The 19396-nt window shown below is 43.5% G+C and carries 17 protein-coding genes; 6 read left to right on the forward strand and 11 right to left on the reverse strand.

Annotated elements, in window-relative coordinates; all coding sequences use genetic code 11:
* Positions 1-402: 402 nt before the first annotated feature.
* The 4 genes from ACFSTG_RS10670 to ACFSTG_RS10685 all read right to left on the reverse strand — a co-directional run bounded on the left by ACFSTG_RS10670 (position 403) and on the right by ACFSTG_RS10685 (position 2963).
* Positions 403-1332: a VOC family protein gene (locus ACFSTG_RS10670; protein WP_380752324.1), complete on the reverse strand. Its 930-nt coding sequence runs from the start codon at positions 1330-1332 to the stop codon at positions 403-405.
* Positions 1333-1369: 37 nt separating this feature from the next.
* The gene (locus ACFSTG_RS10675; RefSeq protein WP_380752327.1) at positions 1370-1744 is read right to left on the reverse strand and encodes a VOC family protein; all 375 of its coding nucleotides are present in this window, start codon (positions 1742-1744) and stop codon (positions 1370-1372) included.
* A 91-nt stretch (positions 1745-1835) separates the two neighbouring features.
* Positions 1836-2645: a universal stress protein gene (locus ACFSTG_RS10680; RefSeq protein WP_380752330.1), complete on the reverse strand. Its 810-nt coding sequence runs from the start codon at positions 2643-2645 to the stop codon at positions 1836-1838.
* 171 nt (positions 2646-2816) lie between these two features.
* A complete protein-coding gene (locus ACFSTG_RS10685) occupies positions 2817-2963 on the reverse strand; it encodes a hypothetical protein (RefSeq protein WP_380752333.1) in 147 nt (48 codons plus the stop codon).
* 210 nt (positions 2964-3173) lie between these two features.
* Between ACFSTG_RS10685 and ACFSTG_RS10690 the strand changes: the two genes are divergently transcribed.
* Positions 3174-5432 (forward strand): ATP-binding protein, encoded by a 2259-nt coding sequence (locus tag ACFSTG_RS10690; protein ID WP_380752336.1) that lies wholly within the window; start codon positions 3174-3176, stop codon positions 5430-5432.
* A 111-nt stretch (positions 5433-5543) separates the two neighbouring features.
* On the opposite strand, the gene ACFSTG_RS10695 is transcribed toward ACFSTG_RS10690, so the two are convergent.
* Positions 5544-5711, reverse strand: coding sequence for a hypothetical protein (locus tag ACFSTG_RS10695; protein ID WP_380752339.1), 168 nt, complete (start codon positions 5709-5711; stop codon positions 5544-5546).
* Positions 5712-5798: 87 nt separating this feature from the next.
* Entirely contained in the window at positions 5799-7289 is a 1491-nt protein-coding gene (locus ACFSTG_RS10700) for a flavin monoamine oxidase family protein (RefSeq protein WP_380752342.1), read from the reverse strand.
* 206 nt (positions 7290-7495) lie between these two features.
* Between ACFSTG_RS10700 and ACFSTG_RS10705 the strand changes: the two genes are divergently transcribed.
* A complete protein-coding gene (locus ACFSTG_RS10705; RefSeq protein ID WP_380752345.1) occupies positions 7496-8503 on the forward strand; it encodes an LLM class flavin-dependent oxidoreductase in 1008 nt (335 codons plus the stop codon).
* 53 nt (positions 8504-8556) lie between these two features.
* Here ACFSTG_RS10705 and ACFSTG_RS10710 read toward each other — a convergent pair whose 3' ends face one another.
* The 5 genes from ACFSTG_RS10710 to ACFSTG_RS10730 form a co-directional block, all read right to left on the reverse strand.
* Complete coding sequence (locus ACFSTG_RS10710) at positions 8557-8910, reverse strand: hypothetical protein (protein ID WP_380752347.1); 354 nt, start codon at positions 8908-8910, stop codon at positions 8557-8559.
* 401 nt (positions 8911-9311) lie between these two features.
* Positions 9312-11807, reverse strand: coding sequence for a glycogen/starch/alpha-glucan phosphorylase (locus ACFSTG_RS10715; protein ID WP_380752349.1), 2496 nt, complete (start codon positions 11805-11807; stop codon positions 9312-9314).
* A 321-nt stretch (positions 11808-12128) separates the two neighbouring features.
* Positions 12129-13691 (reverse strand): glycogen synthase, encoded by a 1563-nt coding sequence (locus ACFSTG_RS10720; protein WP_380752352.1) that lies wholly within the window; start codon positions 13689-13691, stop codon positions 12129-12131.
* Between the two features lie 145 nt (positions 13692-13836).
* A complete protein-coding gene (locus ACFSTG_RS10725; protein WP_380752355.1) occupies positions 13837-15636 on the reverse strand; it encodes an adenylate/guanylate cyclase domain-containing protein in 1800 nt (599 codons plus the stop codon).
* Positions 15637-15643: 7 nt separating this feature from the next.
* A complete protein-coding gene (locus tag ACFSTG_RS10730; RefSeq protein ID WP_380752358.1) occupies positions 15644-16051 on the reverse strand; it encodes a hypothetical protein in 408 nt (135 codons plus the stop codon).
* Between the two features lie 214 nt (positions 16052-16265).
* Between ACFSTG_RS10730 and ACFSTG_RS10735 the strand changes: the two genes are divergently transcribed.
* From ACFSTG_RS10735 to xseB, 4 genes are all read left to right on the forward strand, one after another.
* Positions 16266-17207: a YitT family protein gene (locus ACFSTG_RS10735; RefSeq protein ID WP_380752361.1), complete on the forward strand. Its 942-nt coding sequence runs from the start codon at positions 16266-16268 to the stop codon at positions 17205-17207.
* A complete protein-coding gene (locus ACFSTG_RS10740; protein ID WP_380752364.1) occupies positions 17155-17760 on the forward strand; it encodes an HD domain-containing protein in 606 nt (201 codons plus the stop codon). Before ACFSTG_RS10735 ends, ACFSTG_RS10740 begins: the two co-directional genes overlap by 53 nt.
* Positions 17761-17850: 90 nt before the next feature.
* Positions 17851-19179, forward strand: a complete 1329-nt coding sequence (xseA, locus tag ACFSTG_RS10745; RefSeq protein ID WP_380752367.1) for an exodeoxyribonuclease VII large subunit — start codon at positions 17851-17853, stop codon at positions 19177-19179.
* Complete coding sequence (gene xseB, locus ACFSTG_RS10750) at positions 19172-19384, forward strand: exodeoxyribonuclease VII small subunit (RefSeq protein ID WP_380752370.1); 213 nt, start codon at positions 19172-19174, stop codon at positions 19382-19384. Before xseA ends, xseB begins: the two co-directional genes overlap by 8 nt.
* The last annotated feature ends 12 nt before the right edge of the window (positions 19385-19396 follow it).

Consider the following 19396-nt stretch of genomic DNA (forward strand, 5'->3'; position numbering starts at 1 on the left):
TTCTTCAGTTGCCGGGGGCAGTTAAACAGAAGGTCGGTGCTTTTAAGAAAACATTACAAAAATATCTTAATTTTTTCTTAACGGTACTTTCCGAAGCTACTTAACGGGCAAATGCAAACTAAAGTATATGAAGCTTAAGTTTTCTGAAAAATAAATTCATTGAGGAAGGGAACCAAAGGCATGGTATATTCCGCCGAAAGTTGGGGAGTCCCAAAAAATCTCTTTCAGGAAAATAAAAAAGAAAAGGTTTGTTAGGGTTTAAAAGGTTAAAACAAATCAGGTTTCTGTCTCAGTTTTATTCCTTTTCACCTGCTCCTCCCTTGAAGTTCGGGACAGCCAGGATTTTTCGACCGGAGCCTGTTTATCTTTTTTATATGGAATCCTGTTTTCCATGATATGCGTTTAAGAAACCTCTTCTCCCCGAAAGGCTTTTTGGAGGGGTTCCAATTCTATCTTCTTCATTTCCAATAAGGCGTTCATCACCCGGTCTGATCTTTCTTTGTCGGCACTCACAAGAAACTCCTCCAGTTCCCGGGGCAGCACCTGCCAGGAGATCCCAAACTTATCTTTTAACCAGCCACATTGCTGGTGGCGCAGATCTGCGTCTTTTGACAGTGCTTTCCAGTAATAATCTATTTCCTGCTGGTCACGGCACATGACCATAAAGGAAACGGTTTCATTAAAGGGGAAATCATTTTCCACTCCACTGTCCATGGCCATAAAGATTTGATCCTCCAGGCGAAACCTTGCGTGTTTCACACCATTCTCAGCATAGGTATTCTCTTTTCCGTATTTAAGGATATTTTCAATTTCGGCTTTTCTGAAGATCGAGGTGTAGAACCTTATCGCTTCCGCGGCTTTGCCATGGTTGTCTCCGGTAAAGAATATCAGAGGGGCGATCCTGATCTCGGGGGTGGCGTGATCCTCCAGCATGAGCTGCCAGCTAAGTCCGTACCGATCTCGTAACCATCCATATTTGGGGCTCCAATCATAAGCCTGCAGGGGCATCATACTTTCGCCCCCTTTTAGAAGTGCCTTCCAGAGATCTGCTATCTCCTTCTCGCTGTTGCTCACTACAAATAATGAAACAGCAGGGTTAAACCCGAGATCACCGGCCCCATTAAGTGCCGTGAACAGGTTGCCGGCCAGGCTGAAATTAACAGACATTGCAGTACCCGGTTCCTGCCGGTGATTTTCCTGGCCCGCTTCGGTATAAGTACTCCGGCTATATATTACCGAATCCCTGAAGAGGGAAGTGTAAAATTTTACGGCTTCTTCAGCTTCTTTATTAAACCAGAGACAGGGAATGATTTTTTGATCCTTTTTCTTCATTTCTTTAATTTTTACATTTCAGGAGGCACTGCATGATCTATTCTTCCAACAGAGAAATAATGTTCCCTGCAGGATCTCTGAACCATGCCAGGCCCTTCCCGGTGGCAGTTCTGAAGATACCTTTGAAATTGGTCTCTATCTCCCCCTCATGCTCAAACCTGATCCCTTTTTGAACCAGTGTATCCACTGCCTTCTCTATATTGGCGACCGGTAAATTGAGTACGGTAAAATCTGCGGGACGATGGGCGGCTCTCAGGTAAATGAGGATCTTGTGATGGTCACTGATTTCCAGCACCAACACCCCCATGGCATTCCTTTTCGCATTTAAACCCAGAATTTTGGTATAGAAATCTTCTGCTTCGGAAATATCATTTACGGAAAAACTGCTGAATATCCTTTCACTTTGAAACACAACTAACTGTTTTCTATAAAGTTAAGATATTTAAAGACATAAAAAGAAAGGGTTTTCCCCTATAATAAGATAAAAGGATATTTATTTGAGATCAACCCGGAATGGACAACAGCGGAATATCCAGACCAGATGCCATTTCGCGGGTCTTACTGCGGTGTACAATTGATTCCCAGAATCCGTATTTTTGAGGGACCATAATAAGTATATCTGCATCTGAAGCCATGATCTCTTTTTCGATCTCACCAATCACATCATTTGACTGAACGTTCTTGTAGAGGTAATTGATCCCTCCCATGTTCCTGTTGAATTGTTCCCGCCGGATAGTCCCGGCCTGCAACTCCTCCACCTTTTCATTGACACTAAATATTTCCACTTCCCCCTGCAGGTTCATGACGGCATCTTTGATCTTTTCCCATATCTTTTCTGGTATCTCCCGGCTTACATCACAGGCAAACAGTAGTTTTTTGGTTCCTGCGAAGCGAGCATGCTGCGGCACAGCCAGTATAGGGATCTTAAGGTCTTTAATCATATTAGCGGTCCTGTTACCCAACAAATCCTGCTCAAGGGATTTCTGGTTCATTCCTAAAACCACCAGTCTGGCCTTGTATTTCTCGATGAGCCTTTTCAACTCATCTTCCACGAACGCAAAGGAAATCTCATGTTTTACAGAAATTCCAAAGGTTTCAGATAGCTCTTTTGCCCTGATCTTAAGACGTTGTTTTCGTTCTTCGAACAATTCCCGAAAGTGTTCCGCAGAAATACCTGAGTTGGCAGCGTGTATTGATAGTGTAAAGGAGTGAAAAACGACAAGGTTGCCATCTACCAGCCGCGCAACATCAGCGGCATAATCAACGGCATTCTCAGCAAGTTCTGAAAAATCGGAGGCAGCAATTATCGTCATTGTAGGGAGCATTTATCACCATTAAAATTAATCCATTTTCTTCTCTTTCAGGAATATTCTGGGAGAAAATATTTACAAAAATTTCATAAATTTTTGATTAAACAGAATTCCGGAATTAATAAAGAATTAGGAATGCAAAACCCTTATTACACCTCGTGCAGCACATCATTTTTAGCTACATGAAAAGGATGGCGGCGATTTTCCCTGTGTCTCTGTAACAGTGGTGCTGATCCTTACCTTTGGCTGCGCTGTTTTCGTGACAGCAGCACCTTCTCCTGCCCTTCTTGCTGTGACCATATAATCAATGTTGTATTTCAACTTTCATGGATCAACACCAGGAGATGGAGATATATTAAACATTTAAAGGAGGTGTTAATGAAGGTATTGGGGATACTAAAAATTTAACATTCTATTTTGATAAAGGGTTGTACCTTGTACACCGATAATTTTGTCGCTGGTCTATTTCTGACAGAATTTTTACAATGTTACGCGAGCTATGAAAAGAGTAAAAATTACAATGTCCGGTAAATGGAATATAACCCTATAGCAGATCAGCAGTTGTTAATCCTGACCGATCGTGAGACCGGGAAAGTTAAATTCATTAATAAGATTGCTGAGAATTATTGTGGATTTGACAGTTCTTCCCTAAAAACCACGACGCGCTGTTTTTATAAAGATTTCCTTCATCCAGATGATCAAGAGGGCTATTTTGGACACCTCCAAACCCTAACCGGGGACTTCTCGAAATACCCTGTAAGGCTCAAGAATAAGAACGGAGAGTGGCACCAATTCCTTTTTAAGAACAGGATATACAATGGAGGGAAAAAATCTGAAATAATTTCCCTTGCCCATCGTCTGGACGCAGCTGTGGGAAAGAAGGGAAGATCACAGGAACACTATAAACCGGGATACGAAGTTCTGGAAAATGAGTACCAGCAGTTGCTGGATTCCCTTGACGAAGGTTTCTCTCTGGCAGAAGTATTATTCGATGAAGAAGGGAGAGCTGTAGATATCCTCTTTTTGAAAACTAACCCCGCCTTCGTCACCCAGAGTAAACTTAGGGGTATAGAGGGAAAAACGATTAGAGAAATTTTTCCAACTCCAAAAGAAAACTGGATCGAGACCTATGGAAAAGTTGCCGTATCTGGTGAATCCATACGATTCCAGGATCTTTCTGAAAACCTTGGAAACACCTGGCTTGATCTTTTTGTTTTCAAGGTAGGTAAACCTGACGACCGCAGGGTTGTAACCCTCTTCAGAAATATAACAGATCGCAAACTTTCCGAATTACAAATACAGGAACAGCTGGACACGCATCATAAAGACCTGCAGGAATCCAAACAGCTCCTGCAAACTGTCTTTGATGTCACCAATCTCGCAACTGCAGTACTGCGTACCGTCTACAACGAAGACGGCACCGTCAAGGACTTCATCTTTGTAAGGACCAATAAGGTTTTAAAGGAAATGTACCTGGAACAGGACGTGGTAGGTCTCACCTATCTTGAAACCTCCAAGCACGGGGTGGAAATGGGAATATTTGATGCCTTTATTAAGGTAATGGAAGGTGGAACACCCCTTGACAAGGAATTCTATTATGACAGGGAAGGATATAAGAATTGGTTCAGGGTGACTGCCAGGGCGCAGAATGATCTCTTGATCGTGAGCATTGAAGATGTGACCGACAGGAAGATAGAAGCCCAGGAACTTAAAGATTCTATTAAATTCAAGGAAGAACTTGTACGTACCACTCCAGATGTCATCATGATCATCAACATGGATACATATGAGGTGCGCTACATCAATAAAGATATCATGCCCCAGGCGGGCATTACCAGAAAAAGGGTTCAGGGAATGACCCTGCCAGACCTTCTTCCCTTCGTTCACCCGCGAGACCGTGAGGAGGTAATGGAGCTGCACAAGAAGATCCTGAAATCTGCCCAGAACGAGATCCATGAAATTGAGATAAGGGTTAAATTAAAGGGGGTAAGCTGGGAATATTTCAACATTCGTGGAAAGATCTTCCACCGCCGGGATGAAAACTGGGTGGAGGAATATGTATTACTGGTGCGAAATGTCAGCGAACAAAAAAGTACCCAGAAAGCCCTCCTCAAGGCAGAGACGCTTTCAATACAAGGAGAGGCTGCGCGTACCTTTGCCCATGAACTTCGAAATCCACTCGCAAGTATTGGGATGGTGGGGGAAGTTCTCAATAAAAAACTGGATGAGGAACAAAAGAAGGAGCTAAGCAACTATTTTGAGATCCTTAAAAGAAGTACTTCCACTTTGAACAACCTTGTTACCAATCTACTGAACGCGTCCAATTATACCCCATCTGTTCTTGAGAAGGAAGATCTTACAGAGATAATGGACCGTACCATACATAAAGCTGCAGACAGGGTCTATTTAGCAGGTATTAAGGTGATAAGGAATTTTAAAGGTTCGTTTTTAGTCTATGCAGACAAGGAGAAGCTAGAAATCGCCCTCCTTAATCTAATTGTAAATGCCAGTGAAGCAACCATTCCCGGAAAAGGGGAGATCGATATTGAGATCCTGGACGACGGAACAGATGTGATCCTGGCAATTTCTGACAATGGTCATGGGATGGAAAAGGATGAAATAGACCGTCTTTTTGACGCTTTCTATTCCAAAAAGGAAACAGGAATGGGCATTGGTTTAAGTTCAGTGAAGAATATTCTGGAAGAACATGATGCCCAGATCAAGGTGAGCAGTATACCTAATGAGGGCTCTACATTCCGGATCTATTTTCCAAATGCCGCCCTGATCTAACTTCCACAAACAGGTTAAAAAATTGTGAAAATTTTCCCCAGTCTCTTAAAAACTGGGGAAAAATTCCCCTCTTTATTTATTGAGGTAAATGCACCGTACGGAAAAACTCATTTATAATATTCCCTTTGAAAGCCACCAGATGAAGAAGAGCATTCCTATAATGATAAGCACTGCGAAGATGATGTGACTCTTCTGAAAGAGCCAGTTCCAGGTTATAATAAAATTTTCCTTGCTCTCTTTGGAAAGGAAGTCTGATTCTGATTTTTTGATCTGGTCCATAATTTAAAAATCTTTAGTAGTTGGGGTTACTACAGAACAATAGTCAATTACTGAACCACTATCTTAAAGGATCGTTAATCACACCTCTTAATTTCTTTCACTTTTTTCACTTCTTTCACTCACCTCTTTTGCTGCCCTAACGCCGGAACGCAATGCCCCCTCCATGGTACTCCGCAGAATGCTGGTATGTTCCCCGGCAAAAAAGACTTTCCCGTGAGGAGCCTGCAGGTCCCTGAGATAAGCTGTGACATTGCCCGGTGCGGGCCAGCTGGGTCCGCCCAGGGAAAAAGGATCCTCACTCCAGGCTTTCACGTAGGCCTTTTCAAAATGTTCTTCTGTACCCGGGTGCACCTTTTCCATTTCCCTTTTTATTTCCCTCACCGTTTCTTCCTGTGGAAGTTTACCTAAAACTGCAGCTGAAGGTCCGGCCACAAAACTTTCTATAATAGCTCCCTTATTTGCATCTGCGGGATTGGTATAAACATTTACCTGCCCTACCGGAAGATCTGTATAAGCAAAACCTGAGACCCCGTCTTTGGTCCAGAAGGGTTTATCCACCTGCAAGTAGGTACGGGTGATATTCAGCACCGGCATATTTTCAATGGCCATAACCTTAGCCTGATTTAGCTGTGGCTCAAAATCGATTTTCTTAAGCACCTTTAAAGGTACGGTCACGATCACCTCATCTCCCCGGAATTCCCCACCTTGAGCCGTGTTCACCAGGATGCCTTCCCTGTTTTCTGAAATTTTGGTTACCTGCACTCCATATTTTATATCCTCTTTCATCCTTTTTGCCATCTCCCGTGGCAGCAGATCATTTCCCCCTTTTAGAATGAAAGGAGCATCTGCCATGAACAGGCCAAAATCTGAGACTGCCATGGAAAGACCTGAAGTCTCTCCCGGTACTGCAGCGAACCACATTGTGTTCTTAAGAAGTTCTACTGCACCTTCACTGGCCCCCTGCTCCCGCAGGTATTCTACCATAGATGCCTGGTCCATTTCCACAATGGGTGCCTGGCTCCAGTTATCAGAATTCTTTATTTCTGAAGGAAGAGTGTCTATTATGTATTTCTGAACGATACCCATCGGCCCCAACTCCTGCTCCTCCTTTGTAAGGTCAAATGGCCAGGTAACTTTATCGCCTGGTCCCACCTTAATTTTTTCTCCGTTGAGATGATAGGTCACCGGATCTTCCGGAAGGGCCCATGGTATCCTTTCCAGTCCAAATTCCTCGATAAGTTTGACTGCATAGGTATAAGATGCAGAAAAAGCAGCTGCCCCCTCTTCGGCATATAGTCCGTGGTCAAATGGCTCCCGCACGGTTGAAACCCTTCCTCCCGGCCGGTCCCGGGCCTCCAGTACTGTGACCTCATGTCCTGCTTTTCTAAGTTCCCATGCAGCTGCCAAACCTGCAAGTCCTGCCCCTATCACTACTACTTTTTGGGGGGATTTTGTTTTGGTGTCCATTAAAATACCGGCCGAGAGACCTCCTGGGAAAAAGAGCCCGGCACTTAACGCTCCAAGGCCCATTTGTTGTAAAAAGATCTTCCTGCTAATCAAGTTCCTGTTGGTTTCCATAATAAATCTATTTTTGGTTAATAGTCTAATGTGGGGAGACCCGGAACAGAGGAGCAAAGCGGCTTCAAAAAAGCTGGATTAATTCCGGAGATCCTAAATTAATGAAAATCAAAGAATTTTCTGTAATCTTTTAGGGGGAGAGGGTAACTGCTTTTCCTTGTAAAACCTTTTGAAAAACGTATTTTTAGATCAGAAGCAAAGATGAAATGATCGAAAGCAAGAAGAACGTACGATATTCAATTTTAGAACTGGATGCCGTTGGCACCGGTATCAGCATACAGGAGACCTTTGAGAACAGTCTTGACCTCGCCCGGCAGGTTGAGGCAATGGGCTATCACCGCTTCTGGCTGGCAGAACATCACAACATGGTTAGTATTGCCAGTTCGGCTACTGCGGTATTAATAGGTCACATTGCAGGTGGTACAAAAAAGATAAGAGTTGGTTCGGGGGGCATCATGCTGCCCAACCATTCCCCGCTTATCGTCGCCGAACAATTCGGAACGCTTGGCTCCCTTTACCCCGGAAGGATCGACCTGGGATTGGGTCGTGCCCCGGGAACAGATCAGGTGACGGCACATGCCATTAGATCTGACCGAATGCAGGCCGTGTTTAAATTTCCCGAAGAGGTAAGTCAGATTCGGCAGTATTTTTCCGAAGAGAATAAGAACGCGAAAGTGAGGGCCACGGTGGCAGAAGGGGTAGAAGTACCTATATATATTCTTGGATCCAGCACAGACAGTGCGCATGTTGCAGCCAGCAAAGGCCTGCCCTACGCTTTTGCAAGCCACTTTGCACCCGCACAATTGTTTGATGCTCTTAACATTTACTATAATCACTTTCAACCCTCCAAATTCCTTGACCGCCCATATACTATAGCGGGTATCAATGTGATCGCTGCGGAAACTGATGAGGAAGCAGAGCGAATTTCCACTACCCTGCTACGCATGATGCTGGGGGTAATGACCGGACAAATAGATTATATGCAGAAACCCACCGAAATGACTCCCCAGTTACGGGAGCTTGCTCAAAATCCTGCTTTTCAACGCATGCTTAAATACGCCTTTGTCGGGAGTAAAGATTCTGTCAGGGAAAAAACAGAAGATTTCCTGAGACAGACCGGGGTTGACGAAGTGATGGTAGCCTCCCATATCTATTCCCATGAAGACCGGATTGAGTCTTACAGATTATTTTCTGAAGTAATGAAAGAAATATAGCCGGCTGTCCCGCAACCCGGTTGCGGGAAAAATAATTATTCCAGGATCACAAATTATTTCCTGACACTAAGTTCTTCGTCTGTACCCCGAAAATGATCGCTGAGGATCTCTGTTTGTACCTGCAGGGTGCGGGTATCGAGATCAAGCTTTTCAGGAGTATCCTTAGGCCTGAAACCTTCGAAATACTTTTGGGCAAAAAAGAATGCCTTATTAAAATTATCTGCTATTCGCGGGGTAAACCAGCCAAGTTCTGCGAATTGTACCGGCCATTTCCAGACCGGTCCCATCCTGGTCTCTTTGATCTCCCAGATCTTGTCTGTACCCAGGAATATTTCGGGAAAATTTTCAGGCCGGCCTATGAGTCCCACCTTCTCATCAAAGATCCAAATTCCATACTGCACCATCATATTAATTATTAGGGGTTTAAGTTTAAATGTAATTGAAAATCAATGTTTTCCGGGCGCCTGTTGTACTAAAGTTTTCCTATTGATATTCCAATACTTCGTTAAAGCTCAGGCATTTGCCCGTACGTTCTCTGCTGTTCTTTAAAGAAACTATTTTTTTTTAACTTATCCACTATTAAAATTTAGTTGGGCCACAATTTATAATTATATGTACCGGGAGCGATATTAGAAGCTATTATAAAATCTGGCTTTTAGAGACGTAAAGTCAAGATCATAAATTTTTGATCCCAGGTTTACCCTGTACCAAATTGATCACAATGTTAGTGGCTTCCGCAAACAGGATATTATCCAGGGAAAGATGGAAAATCCCCGGAACATTTCAGCGACACTTACCTGCAAGCAAATTATTTGGACAACTGTACTTTTACCGGCTCCACCTTCCAGATCTCTTCAGCATATTCGTGAATAGACCTGTCTGAAGAAAATTTACCCATTCTGGCAACATTAAGGATAGACATTTTTGCCCATTTTACCGGACTTCGCCATACCTCATGGATCTCTTCCATCTTCTCAATATAGGATTGATAGTCTTCCAGTAACAGGTAAGGGTCCTGTTGCAGTAAATTATCATGAACCGGCCTGAAGATCTCTGTGTTCCCGTTTTCAAGTTCCCCCGAAATAAGAAAATCAATTACCTCCTGAAGCTCCTCATTCCTGTCATAGATCCTGTAGGGATGGTACCCACTTGCCTTTTTGGTCTGCACCTCCTCGGTGTTCAACCCGAAAAGGAAAAAATTCTCCTCCCCTACTTCTTCCCGTATCTCGACATTTGCCCCATCAAGGGTTCCAATGGTAAGAGCACCGTTAAGTGCAAATTTCATATTTCCCGTTCCCGAAGCTTCTTTCCCGGCCATGGAGATCTGTTCAGAAAGATCGGCTGCAGGATATACACGCTGTGCCTGTTTGACGCTGAAATTTGGCAGGAAGACTACCTTCAGCCTGTCCTGCACCTCTTTATCATTATTCACCAACTCTGCCACCGAGGTTATCAATTTAATAATTCGTTTAGCCATGAAATATCCCGGAGCTGCCTTCCCTCCAAAAATAAAGGCGGTAGGTGAAATTCCTTCCCCTTTTCCATTTTTGAGACGTAGGTACAGGCTGAGGATATGCAATACTTTTAGATGCTGTCTTTTATATTCATGTATTCGCTTCACATGAACATCAAATAACATGGAAGGATCAAGCTCTACTCCTGTCCTTTCTTTTATATGACGGGCCAACCCTATTTTATTCTGAAGTTTCACCTGCATCCATCTCTCCCGGAAATCAACATCATCTGCATACTTTTCCAAACCTTTAAGTTGCGGCAGGTCTGTGAGCCATTGCTTTCCTATTTTTTCTGAAATGAGTTCTGCAAGCCCGGGGTTGCTCACGGCCAAAAATCGGCGATGAGCCACCCCGTTGGTAATATTAGTGAACTGGGACGGCCATAGATCTGCAAAATCATTGAGTACCTGGCTTTTTAACAATCGGGAGTGAAGCCGGGATACCCCGTTCACTTTAAAACTTCCCACCGTTGCCAGGTGCGCCATGCGAACTGATTGTTCCCCCCTCTCGTCTATTATGGACATTCGGGCGATCTGTTCTCCGGTATAATGTTTCTCCCTCAGCTCATTCAAAAAACGGCGGTTTATCTCATAGATGATCTCCATGTGGCGTGGCAGAAGCCTGCCCAGCAGATGCACAGACCATTTCTCCAAAGCTTCGGGCAATAAGGTATGGTTGGTATAGGCGAAAGTGTGCCGCGTAACATGCCAGGCCTCCTCCCACTCCATGTCGTGCTCGTCTACCAGTAGTCTCATAAGTTCAGGGACCGCGATGGAAGGATGAGTATCATTCAGCTGAATGCTGAACTTTTCGGAGAGGGTGTTCAATTTCCGCCCCTGCATCAGGTGAAGTCGTATGATATCCTGGAGGGAACAACACACAAAGAAATACTGCTGTTTCAACCTCAGCTCCTTTCCGGAGAGATTTTCATCATTGGGATAAAGCACCTTGGTTATGTTCTCTGAGCGCATTTTCTTTTCCACGGCCCGGTAATAATCCCCCATGTTATAAGCCGAAAAATCAAAGGAATCTATAGCCTCTGCTTTCCAGAGCCTCATAACGATCCCATTACTGTTGTAGCCCAGGATGGGAGTGTCATAAGCTGTACCTTTCACTTCCGAATCGGGGGTCCAGGTTACTTTAAGTGTACCGTCCTCATTCTTTCCGTGCTCTGTCCTACCTCCAAATCTTACCTCAAAAGCGATCTCGGGGCGAACCACTTCCCACGGATTACCGTAGTGCAACCATTTATCGGTCACCTCAGCCTGCCAACCCTCCTTAAGGGTCTGGTTGAAGATCCCGAATTCGTAACGTATGCCGTATCCTATGGAAGGAATTCCTAAAGTGGCCATAGAGTCAAGATAACAGGAGGCAAGCCTTCCCAACCCTCCGTTCCCGAGTCCGGGTTCTACCTCCTGCTCTAAAAGTGCCTCCAGGTCAATATCAAGCTCTGCCAGTGCCTCCCGGGTTTCTTCGGTTATTTCAAGGTTCAACAGATTATTTCCCAGGTGTGGACCCGGCAAATATTCTGCAGAAAGGTAAGCGATCCCCCTGCTGTCCAACTCGGCATATTCTTCCAGGGACCTTACATATCTTTTAAAGACCTGGTCTCTCACCGTTAGGGCAAGGGCTGTATAAAAATCATTCGTGGTAGCAACAGAGGGGATGCGTCCAATTCCGTAGAAAAGTTTTTCCAGAAAAGCGGTTTTGATCTCCTCTTTTGAAAGTTCAATTCCCCCCAGGCTCTCATGAGAGAAATAACTTTCGATCTTCTTGTTCTGTGTCTTCATAGGGATATATTTTCTCGTTCATTCCCCTTTTGTAAACAAAAAAAGGGAGTAATTTCTTTTATTTTGGAGCCCTTCAGATCTTAAGATCGAGGAGCTTTCCAAAAATTAATAAATAAATACAGCAACAGAAAACGGGAAAGGGTATTATATGATAATTTTATGACTGGCAGGAAGTTATTTAATAAGGCAAGACACGCCCGGCATTCCTTCGGAAGTGAAAAGCTGTAAAATGAAAAAGACCCCCTGTAGTCTGGTGGCCTTTTTTGATATCTTTTCTCTACCAAGGAATTATACGGTCTTACAATACGACTAAAATGATCGTTAGTAAGCTATCTGAGGTTTAACACCACCAAAGTCATACAGCAGCTTATAATATTCATCCACAGATTTCTTCCAGGTGAACCTCATCTTGCGGGCATTGTCCTGAATTTGTTTCCAGGAACTTTTTTTGTTCTGAAAGAAATGAAGCGCCTCCCTAAAACTTTCTACCATATTGTACACTTTTTCATCATAGGTCTTCCCGTCAAAGGCAAATCCTGTATGCACGTGCTGTACCGTATCTTTTAATCCCCCCGTATGGTGAACCAGGCATGGCTGGCCGTTTCGCATCGCCAGCATTTGGCTTATTCCGCAGGGTTCAAAAAGACTGGGCATAAAATACAGGTCTGAATCGCGGTAGATAGAATCTACCACATCCTCGCTCTGGTAATTGATGAAAATGAAATTGTTCCTTTTGTAGCTAACAGTCCTTAGCAGCTCCTCATAATCTGTGGCCCCGGTTCCCAATAACACATATACCCCGTCAACTTCTGCAAGCTGGTCCAGGATCTGTAGTAAGGCTTCGGGAGAGTGTTTAAAGAAATAGAATTTTTGCTCGGTAAGCCTGGCCACACTGGCACAGATGAATTTAGGCTTCTTCTTCAGTAAAGGGATCACCTTATCACCGGTATGCGCCAGAAAATCTGACTTCGCCTTATCGGTTTCCCTTTGAAGCTGCCTGAAAAGGGTGCCAGCAATATTCTGAAAGAGCTGGTTCTTTTTAACCACTTTTACATTTTGATATTCAGAACCGTTCAGGATCCCGTAAAACCTGCCTTCTTTATCGGCCTGTTTGAGATCGTTCTCCAAACCTTCCCCGCCAATGAACTCGGGCGGCAGACTGGGCTGCATCACATCTTCCTTATAGGAGGGTGAAACGGTATGAACAGCATCTGCAAACCTTATACCCATGGCCATAAGGTTATAGCACTCATGATACCGCGGATCTTTAAGTGACTCTGTATCATAGTTTACGAACGGAAACCAGTTTCTCAGGGAAGAATAACTATTCTCGAAGGGACGTATTCCCTGGATCGCAAGGTTATGAATACAGTAAATGAACCTTATATTCCTGAGATCTGAATACCCCGGAAAATAATTCCTAAGGAATAACAACAAACTGGCATGCCAGTCGTGCAAATGTACTATATCCAGTTTCCCGAAATGTCCCTGTTTAATTGCTTCTGCTACAGCGGTACAGAAAATGGTATATTTTACTACATCTGAATAGAATGGTTCCTCCAGATCATTATGGTAAATCCCACCAATATTCCCGGCTTCGATCTCAGGATGATGGATCACAAAATGTCTTATGTTATCGTATTGTTCTTTGGCAGGTACTTCATACAGGTAGGCAACATAGGTCACATCCCGTAACAGAAGGTTTAGTTTTGCTTTTAACACCCCCTCCTTGTGAAGTCGGGAATACGCGGGGACCACGACGTCAACCTTATCGCCCCTGTCTGAGATCTGCCTCGGCACATCGCGTATCACATCACCTACCCCACCTACTTTGCAGTTTTCTATACCATCATTTTCTGATGCAACAAAAAGAAATTTGTTCATGAAATCAACCTTTTAAACAGCAATTATTTTTTGGTGAAAATACCCTAATTTAACCTAACTGATAGTATATCAGAAAGTTAAAGATGTCACAATTATGTCAGAATGATTTTAGGAAATCGGGCAGACCTAAGAGGGAAAACCCATTTTAACAGCGGGTGACAAAATACATTTTCATCATCCCTTTATTCTTAACCTGGATCTCCCCACGGTAATCACATTTAAAATGATCCTTGACCAGTTGATAGGTGTTTTCAGATACATTGATCTTTCCGGTCTCTGAAGTAGACTCCATACGGGCGGCGATATTAACCGCATCGCCCCAAATGTCATAGGAGAATTTCTTGGTTCCCACTACCCCGGCCACCACCGGCCCGGTATTGATCCCAATTCGAATATCAAAACGGGTTTCTTTTTCTGAATCCAGGGTTTTGGATTGGTTCACGAACTCTACCATTTCACAGGCCGCTTCCACAATTTTAATCGCGTGATCTTCTGTGGGGAAAGGTACACCCCCCGCGCACATATAAGCATCTCCTACGGTTTTGATCTTTTCGAGACCATATTTTTCAACGATCACATCGAACTGGGAGAAATAGAAATCCACACTTTCCACCAGTTCTTCCGGAGAAAGATTTTCGGCAAAGTGGGTGAAATTCTTGAAATCTGTGAACAGCACCGAAACAGATTCGAACCTCTTGGCCCTAACTTTTCCATTTTCCTTTAGCTCCATTGCGGTCTCCTGCGGAAGGATGTTGAGAAGCAACAACTCAGATCTGTTCTTTTCCTTTTCGATGATCTTTCGGGTTCTGCCAATATACCTGTTGCGCCGGTACAGCCCAATAGCCAGTAGCACGAGAAGGAATAAAGCAATAACGGTAGCGATCACCACCGTTCTTTGGTTCCTTTTTTGCTCGTTCAGGAGGTCAACTTCGGTCTGTTTCCTGGCCACTTCAAAATTGGTTCGTAAATTGGCCATTTCCTCTACCGTTTCAACATTCCTTATGCTGTCCCTGAAAACTACGTATTTCTTAAAGTGACCATAGGACTCTTCGGTATTGCCGGCTGTATCATAGATCTCAGACAGCTGGTAATGAGCTTGTGCCATCTCATTTTTGAGTCCATAGGTTTCAGCCGCTTCCAGGCTTGCGTTGGCATAACTAAGCGCAGAAGATATATTGCCCATGTCCAGATAGATCTCTGCGAGAGAAGACAAGAAAGCGGTTCTGCCTCTATAATCCTTTTCCTCCTCAAGCACCTTAATTGCTTCAGAGAGATTTTCCTCTGCCCTTACTTTATCCCCTTTAATGGCATAAATTATCCCCAGGTTTCCAAGGCTATAAGCTTCATGAAACCTTTTATCATATCTTCTGAAAATATCCCTTGCTTCAATAAGATATACCAGGGCAGAATCTATTTCACCATTTTCAAGAAGATCATCCCCCACATTGTAAAGCGCTTTTCCCAGTTGAAATGTATCCTTGTGCTTTCTCAGATATTCCAGCCCCCTGCGGTAATAAACCATAGCGATCTCACTGTTCTTGCTTTCAGAGTAAATATTGCCGATCTCAATATTGATATCCCCCTGGTCCCTTTCTGAATTAATTTTCTCTGCAAATTTAAGGGCCTTGAAAAGATCTTCAAGGGCTGCATCCCAATTCCCTTTAATACCCCTTGATGCCCCTCTTTTATAGCGACCATACATAGCCGACTTCTCATCGCCAGCATCTAAAGACCTTTCGATAAGTAGATCGGCATATTTGATCGTACTGTCAGGGTCCTCCACTTCACCCAGGATCTCCCGTAACAGCTCCAGGTCATTTTGTCTTTGAGGGTCGGAATAATAAATAGACTTAAGACTATCTGCCACAGAGGTCTCCTGTCCAATCCCTTTTTGACAAAAGGTTAGAGCTAGCAGAAACAGCAGGAAGTACCTGTATGGAATCATAAATTTTCTAATCCTTCATCGCCAGTTTGGGATCAACAGGGTAAGGATCTCCTCCGTTGATGCTGAACTTAACTTCGTAATTTTCAAGACCATCAACCTTTTTATCCTTGATCTTCCCCTCAACCGTTCCGTCATTTTTTGAATTGAACTTTTCGACGATCTCGGCCCCTCCATCCTCTTTTTTCCTGTACACTTCAAGGATCTTTACGGTATCACTACCTTCTTTGGCCTTTCCCTGCCACGTTACTTTTTTGTTCCGGTTAACGGTAGAAACATAATCTTTGGGATTTCCCGGCTCCTGGGGTTTATCTTCTTCCCTGTTATCTGAGAAAACCACACAACTGTTGATATTATTATTATTGATCTTACCTGTGTCAACAGTTAACGTTATCAGGGTATCTTTTTTCTCTCCCATAGCACTTGTCTTTTTTTTGTTTATAAATTACTGATTATTAAGATACTAAAGAATAAACGACTTTTCAATAATTTTCGGTGAAGCACGATAATCACCTTTGAAATGCAGGTAATAAAGGAGTATCCTTAATTAAGATGGAGGAAAGGTTGAAAATTCGTGAAAAATTGGTAAGTTAGAGAAACAGTCTGCTTTTCAGGTAATTAAACACGATAGAATGAATCAAACAAACAGGATCAACTGGCGGTCGCTCTTTTCGGTTAGCTCTATTGTATATTCTGTTTTGGGTGTGCTTTCTGCTATGATCGCCCTTGAAGGTTTCATGCTACCCAACCATTTCCTGGACGGTGGAGTTACCGGGATCTCAATTCTGGCTGAAGAAGTACTACAGATCCCTTTCACGTTCCTGCTGGTCGCTTTCAATATTCCATTTCTCATACTGGGTTATAAAAAAATAGGGAAGACCTTTGCTTTAAGGGCTCTTATCTCCATTCTCATTCTCACCGTTTTAATGCATTTTATAGACCTTCCTGCAGTAACCAATGATAAATTGCTGATCGCCTTTTTTGGGGGATTTTTCATAGGATTGGGAATAGGACTGGTAATAAAGGGAGGCGGGGTCCTTGACGGGCTCGAGATCATTGCCTTCTACACCAATCGCAATACCGGCTTTACAACGGGTGAAATCATACTGGCCTTCAATGCCCTTATCTTTTTGGGGGCGGCTTTTGTATTTTCTGTGGAAACGGCCATGTATTCTTTCCTGGTCTATTTTACGGCCGCCAAAACCTCAGATTATGTGGTAGACGGCTTTGAAGAGTTTACAGCCCTCACCATAATTTCAAAAGAGTGTGACGAGGTAAAATCACTTATTGTGAATGACTTTGGAAAAGCCATTACGGTTTATAAAGGGAAAAGAGGATATCTTCCAAATTCCTTTGAAATAAGCCATGACTGTGACATTGTAATGACCATTGTCACCAGGCTGGAAATTCATCGTATTAAAGAAGCCACCCTGAAGATAGATCCCGCTGCTTTCTTTTTTGTCCAGAGGATAAAAGAAGTAAGAGGAGGGATTGGTAAGCAAACCGCAAAAGATCCTTTTAATGACAACGTTCGAAAAGATATACCGGCAGGTAATATCAAAGCTGGAGAATGAGCTTCCTCCGGGTTTGTATTATCACAGTACAGATCACACCAAATATGTCCTTAGGATGGCCGAATTCCTGGCTGAAAAGGAAGGTGTCTCCGGCCGTGACCTGTTCCTGCTCAAGGTAGCGGCACTTTATCATGACACGGGATTCACTGTAGGCCGGGAGGATCATGAGGAAACAAGTTGCTCGATCGCTTCAGAAGAACTGCCCGGTTACGGACTCACTTCTGAAGAGATCAAAAAAGTATGCAGTATGATCCTCGCTACCCGACTTCCGCAGCAGCCAAAAAACAAACTGGAAAAGATCCTCGCCGATGCCGACCTGGAATACCTGGGAACCGACAAATTTGAAAAAGTTGGAGAACTTTTGTATAAAGAGATGGCCTTTCTCCAACCCGAAATGGATAAGGAAAAATGGCATGAAATTGAAAAGAAATTCCTCCACAACCATAAATACCACACCAAGTTTTGCAGAGAGAACCGGGAACCAAAAAAATCTGAAAACCTTGAAAAAGTAAAAAGAAAACTGGAGATCATTAAAAGTGATACTTCCCGATGAACCTGTATAAATTTACTAAAAGCAAGGGTTTATAAAATACCTCTTTTCAACCCAATTTCGTAGTTTAGCTTCTGCTTTTAGCCTTAACTCTTGGAAGAAAAAACCGTTTATACTTTATCCCAGCTTACCCGCTCTGTCCAAAATGCGATTAGCAGGCACTGCAGTAAAGTGGTGTGGATTAAAGCGGAAATAGTCAAACTCAATTATTATTCAAAATCGGGTCACTGCTATCCTGCCCTGGTAGAAAAGAAGGACGGGAAGGTGATCGCAGAGATGCGGGGAAATATTTGGAGCGCCACTTTTGACAATATCAACCAAAAGTTCAGGGCTGTCTTAAAAGAGGAACTAAAAGATGACATGACCGTCGTGATCCAGGGGTCGGTCACCTTTCACCCGGTACACGGGCTGGCACTTAACATCATAGATATCGATCCCGCCTATACGCTGGGGGAGCTGGCGCGTGAAAAAGCTGAAACCATTGAAAAATTAAAAGCCGACCAACTTTTTAATGCTAATAAAAAGACTTCGCTGCCGCTCTTACCAAAGACCATTGCCATAGTTTCTGTAGAGACCAGTAAAGGTTATCAGGATTTTCTGAATGTGATCAATTCCAACACCTGGGGCTATAAATTTCATCACCTCCTGTTTCCGGCTATTCTGCAGGGAGACCGTGCGGTGAGCACCATTAGTATGCAACTGGAAAAGATCTCAGGATTTTCTGATGTTTTTGATGCGGTAGCCATCATTCGAGGAGGCGGTGGGGAGATTGGGTTGAGCTGTTTTGACGATTATGGTCTGGCGAAGAAGATCGCCAAATTCCCTATTCCGGTACTAACGGGGATAGGACATTCCACCAATGAAACGGTGAGTGAGCTGGTGAGCTATGAGAGTTTCATCACCCCCACAAAAATAGCCGAATTCCTGCTGCAGAAATTCCATGACTTCTCTGTACCTGTACATCAGGCCGGGGAAAAACTGGATAAAGAAATAAACTGGTTATTCCGGAATCAAAAAACGGGCCTGCAGGAGAGTGCAAGGCTGTTCAATTCCCTTACCAATAGGGCCATGGACAGGAATAAAGTGAATCTGGACCGCCTTGCACAGGAACTCTATATAGTTTCAAAAGAGATCTTTAGATGTAAGGACGAGGAGATAAAACAGCTGGAAAGATCCATTTTATCTGCTGCGAAAAATCCTTTTAAAGAATCCCTTCAGAAATTACAATTTTCAGAGGAAAAGCTGCGGCTGCTTTCCCCTGATAATGTACTGAAACGGGGTTACAGTATTACCCGGCAAAACGGGAAAGCCATTAAACAACCTGAAGAACTCGACCCTGAAAAGGTACTGGAGACCCGCATTTTTGGAGGGACCATTACAAGCCGAATTGAAAGAACAGAAAAAATACCTAAGAATGACTGAAGATATAAGCTACACTGCTGCCTATAAGGAATTGCAGGAAATAGTTTCGGAAATGGAAAATTCTGAGATCAACATTGATGACCTGGATGTACGCATCAAAAGGGCTTCGGTGCTTCTCAAGACCTGTAAAGACAAACTTTTTAAGACGGAAAAAGAGGTGCAGGAAGTTCTGGAAGAAATAAAGAACTATTCTGTAGACCAATAAACACACGCCCTG

The sequence above is a fragment of the Salinimicrobium flavum genome, assembly GCF_042684505.1.
GTDB classification, from domain to species: Bacteria; Bacteroidota; Bacteroidia; order Flavobacteriales; family Flavobacteriaceae; genus Salinimicrobium; species Salinimicrobium flavum.

Coding starts and splice junctions, on each gene's coding strand:
- ACFSTG_RS10720 (WP_380752352.1), bottom strand. CDS start 13,691: ATGAACAAATTTCTTTTTGTTGCATCAGAAAATGATGGTATAGAAAAC.
- ACFSTG_RS10730 (WP_380752358.1), bottom strand. CDS start 16,051: ATGGGAGAGAAAAAAGATACCCTGATAACGTTAACTGTTGACACAGGT.
- ACFSTG_RS10710 (WP_380752347.1), bottom strand. CDS start 8,910: ATGATGGTGCAGTATGGAATTTGGATCTTTGATGAGAAGGTGGGACTC.
- ACFSTG_RS10680 (WP_380752330.1), bottom strand. CDS start 2,645: ATGACGATAATTGCTGCCTCCGATTTTTCAGAACTTGCTGAGAATGCC.
- ACFSTG_RS10670 (WP_380752324.1), bottom strand. CDS start 1,332: ATGAAGAAAAAGGATCAAAAAATCATTCCCTGTCTCTGGTTTAATAAA.
- ACFSTG_RS10705 (WP_380752345.1), top strand. CDS start 7,496: ATGATCGAAAGCAAGAAGAACGTACGATATTCAATTTTAGAACTGGAT.
- ACFSTG_RS10695 (WP_380752339.1), bottom strand. CDS start 5,711: ATGGACCAGATCAAAAAATCAGAATCAGACTTCCTTTCCAAAGAGAGC.
- ACFSTG_RS10715 (WP_380752349.1), bottom strand. CDS start 11,807: ATGAAGACACAGAACAAGAAGATCGAAAGTTATTTCTCTCATGAGAGC.
- ACFSTG_RS10735 (WP_380752361.1), top strand. CDS start 16,266: ATGAATCAAACAAACAGGATCAACTGGCGGTCGCTCTTTTCGGTTAGC.
- ACFSTG_RS10690 (WP_380752336.1), top strand. CDS start 3,174: ATGGAATATAACCCTATAGCAGATCAGCAGTTGTTAATCCTGACCGAT.
- ACFSTG_RS10725 (WP_380752355.1), bottom strand. CDS start 15,636: ATGATTCCATACAGGTACTTCCTGCTGTTTCTGCTAGCTCTAACCTTT.
- ACFSTG_RS10700 (WP_380752342.1), bottom strand. CDS start 7,289: ATGGAAACCAACAGGAACTTGATTAGCAGGAAGATCTTTTTACAACAA.
- ACFSTG_RS10740 (WP_380752364.1), top strand. CDS start 17,155: ATGACAACGTTCGAAAAGATATACCGGCAGGTAATATCAAAGCTGGAG.
- xseB (WP_380752370.1), top strand. CDS start 19,172: ATGACTGAAGATATAAGCTACACTGCTGCCTATAAGGAATTGCAGGAA.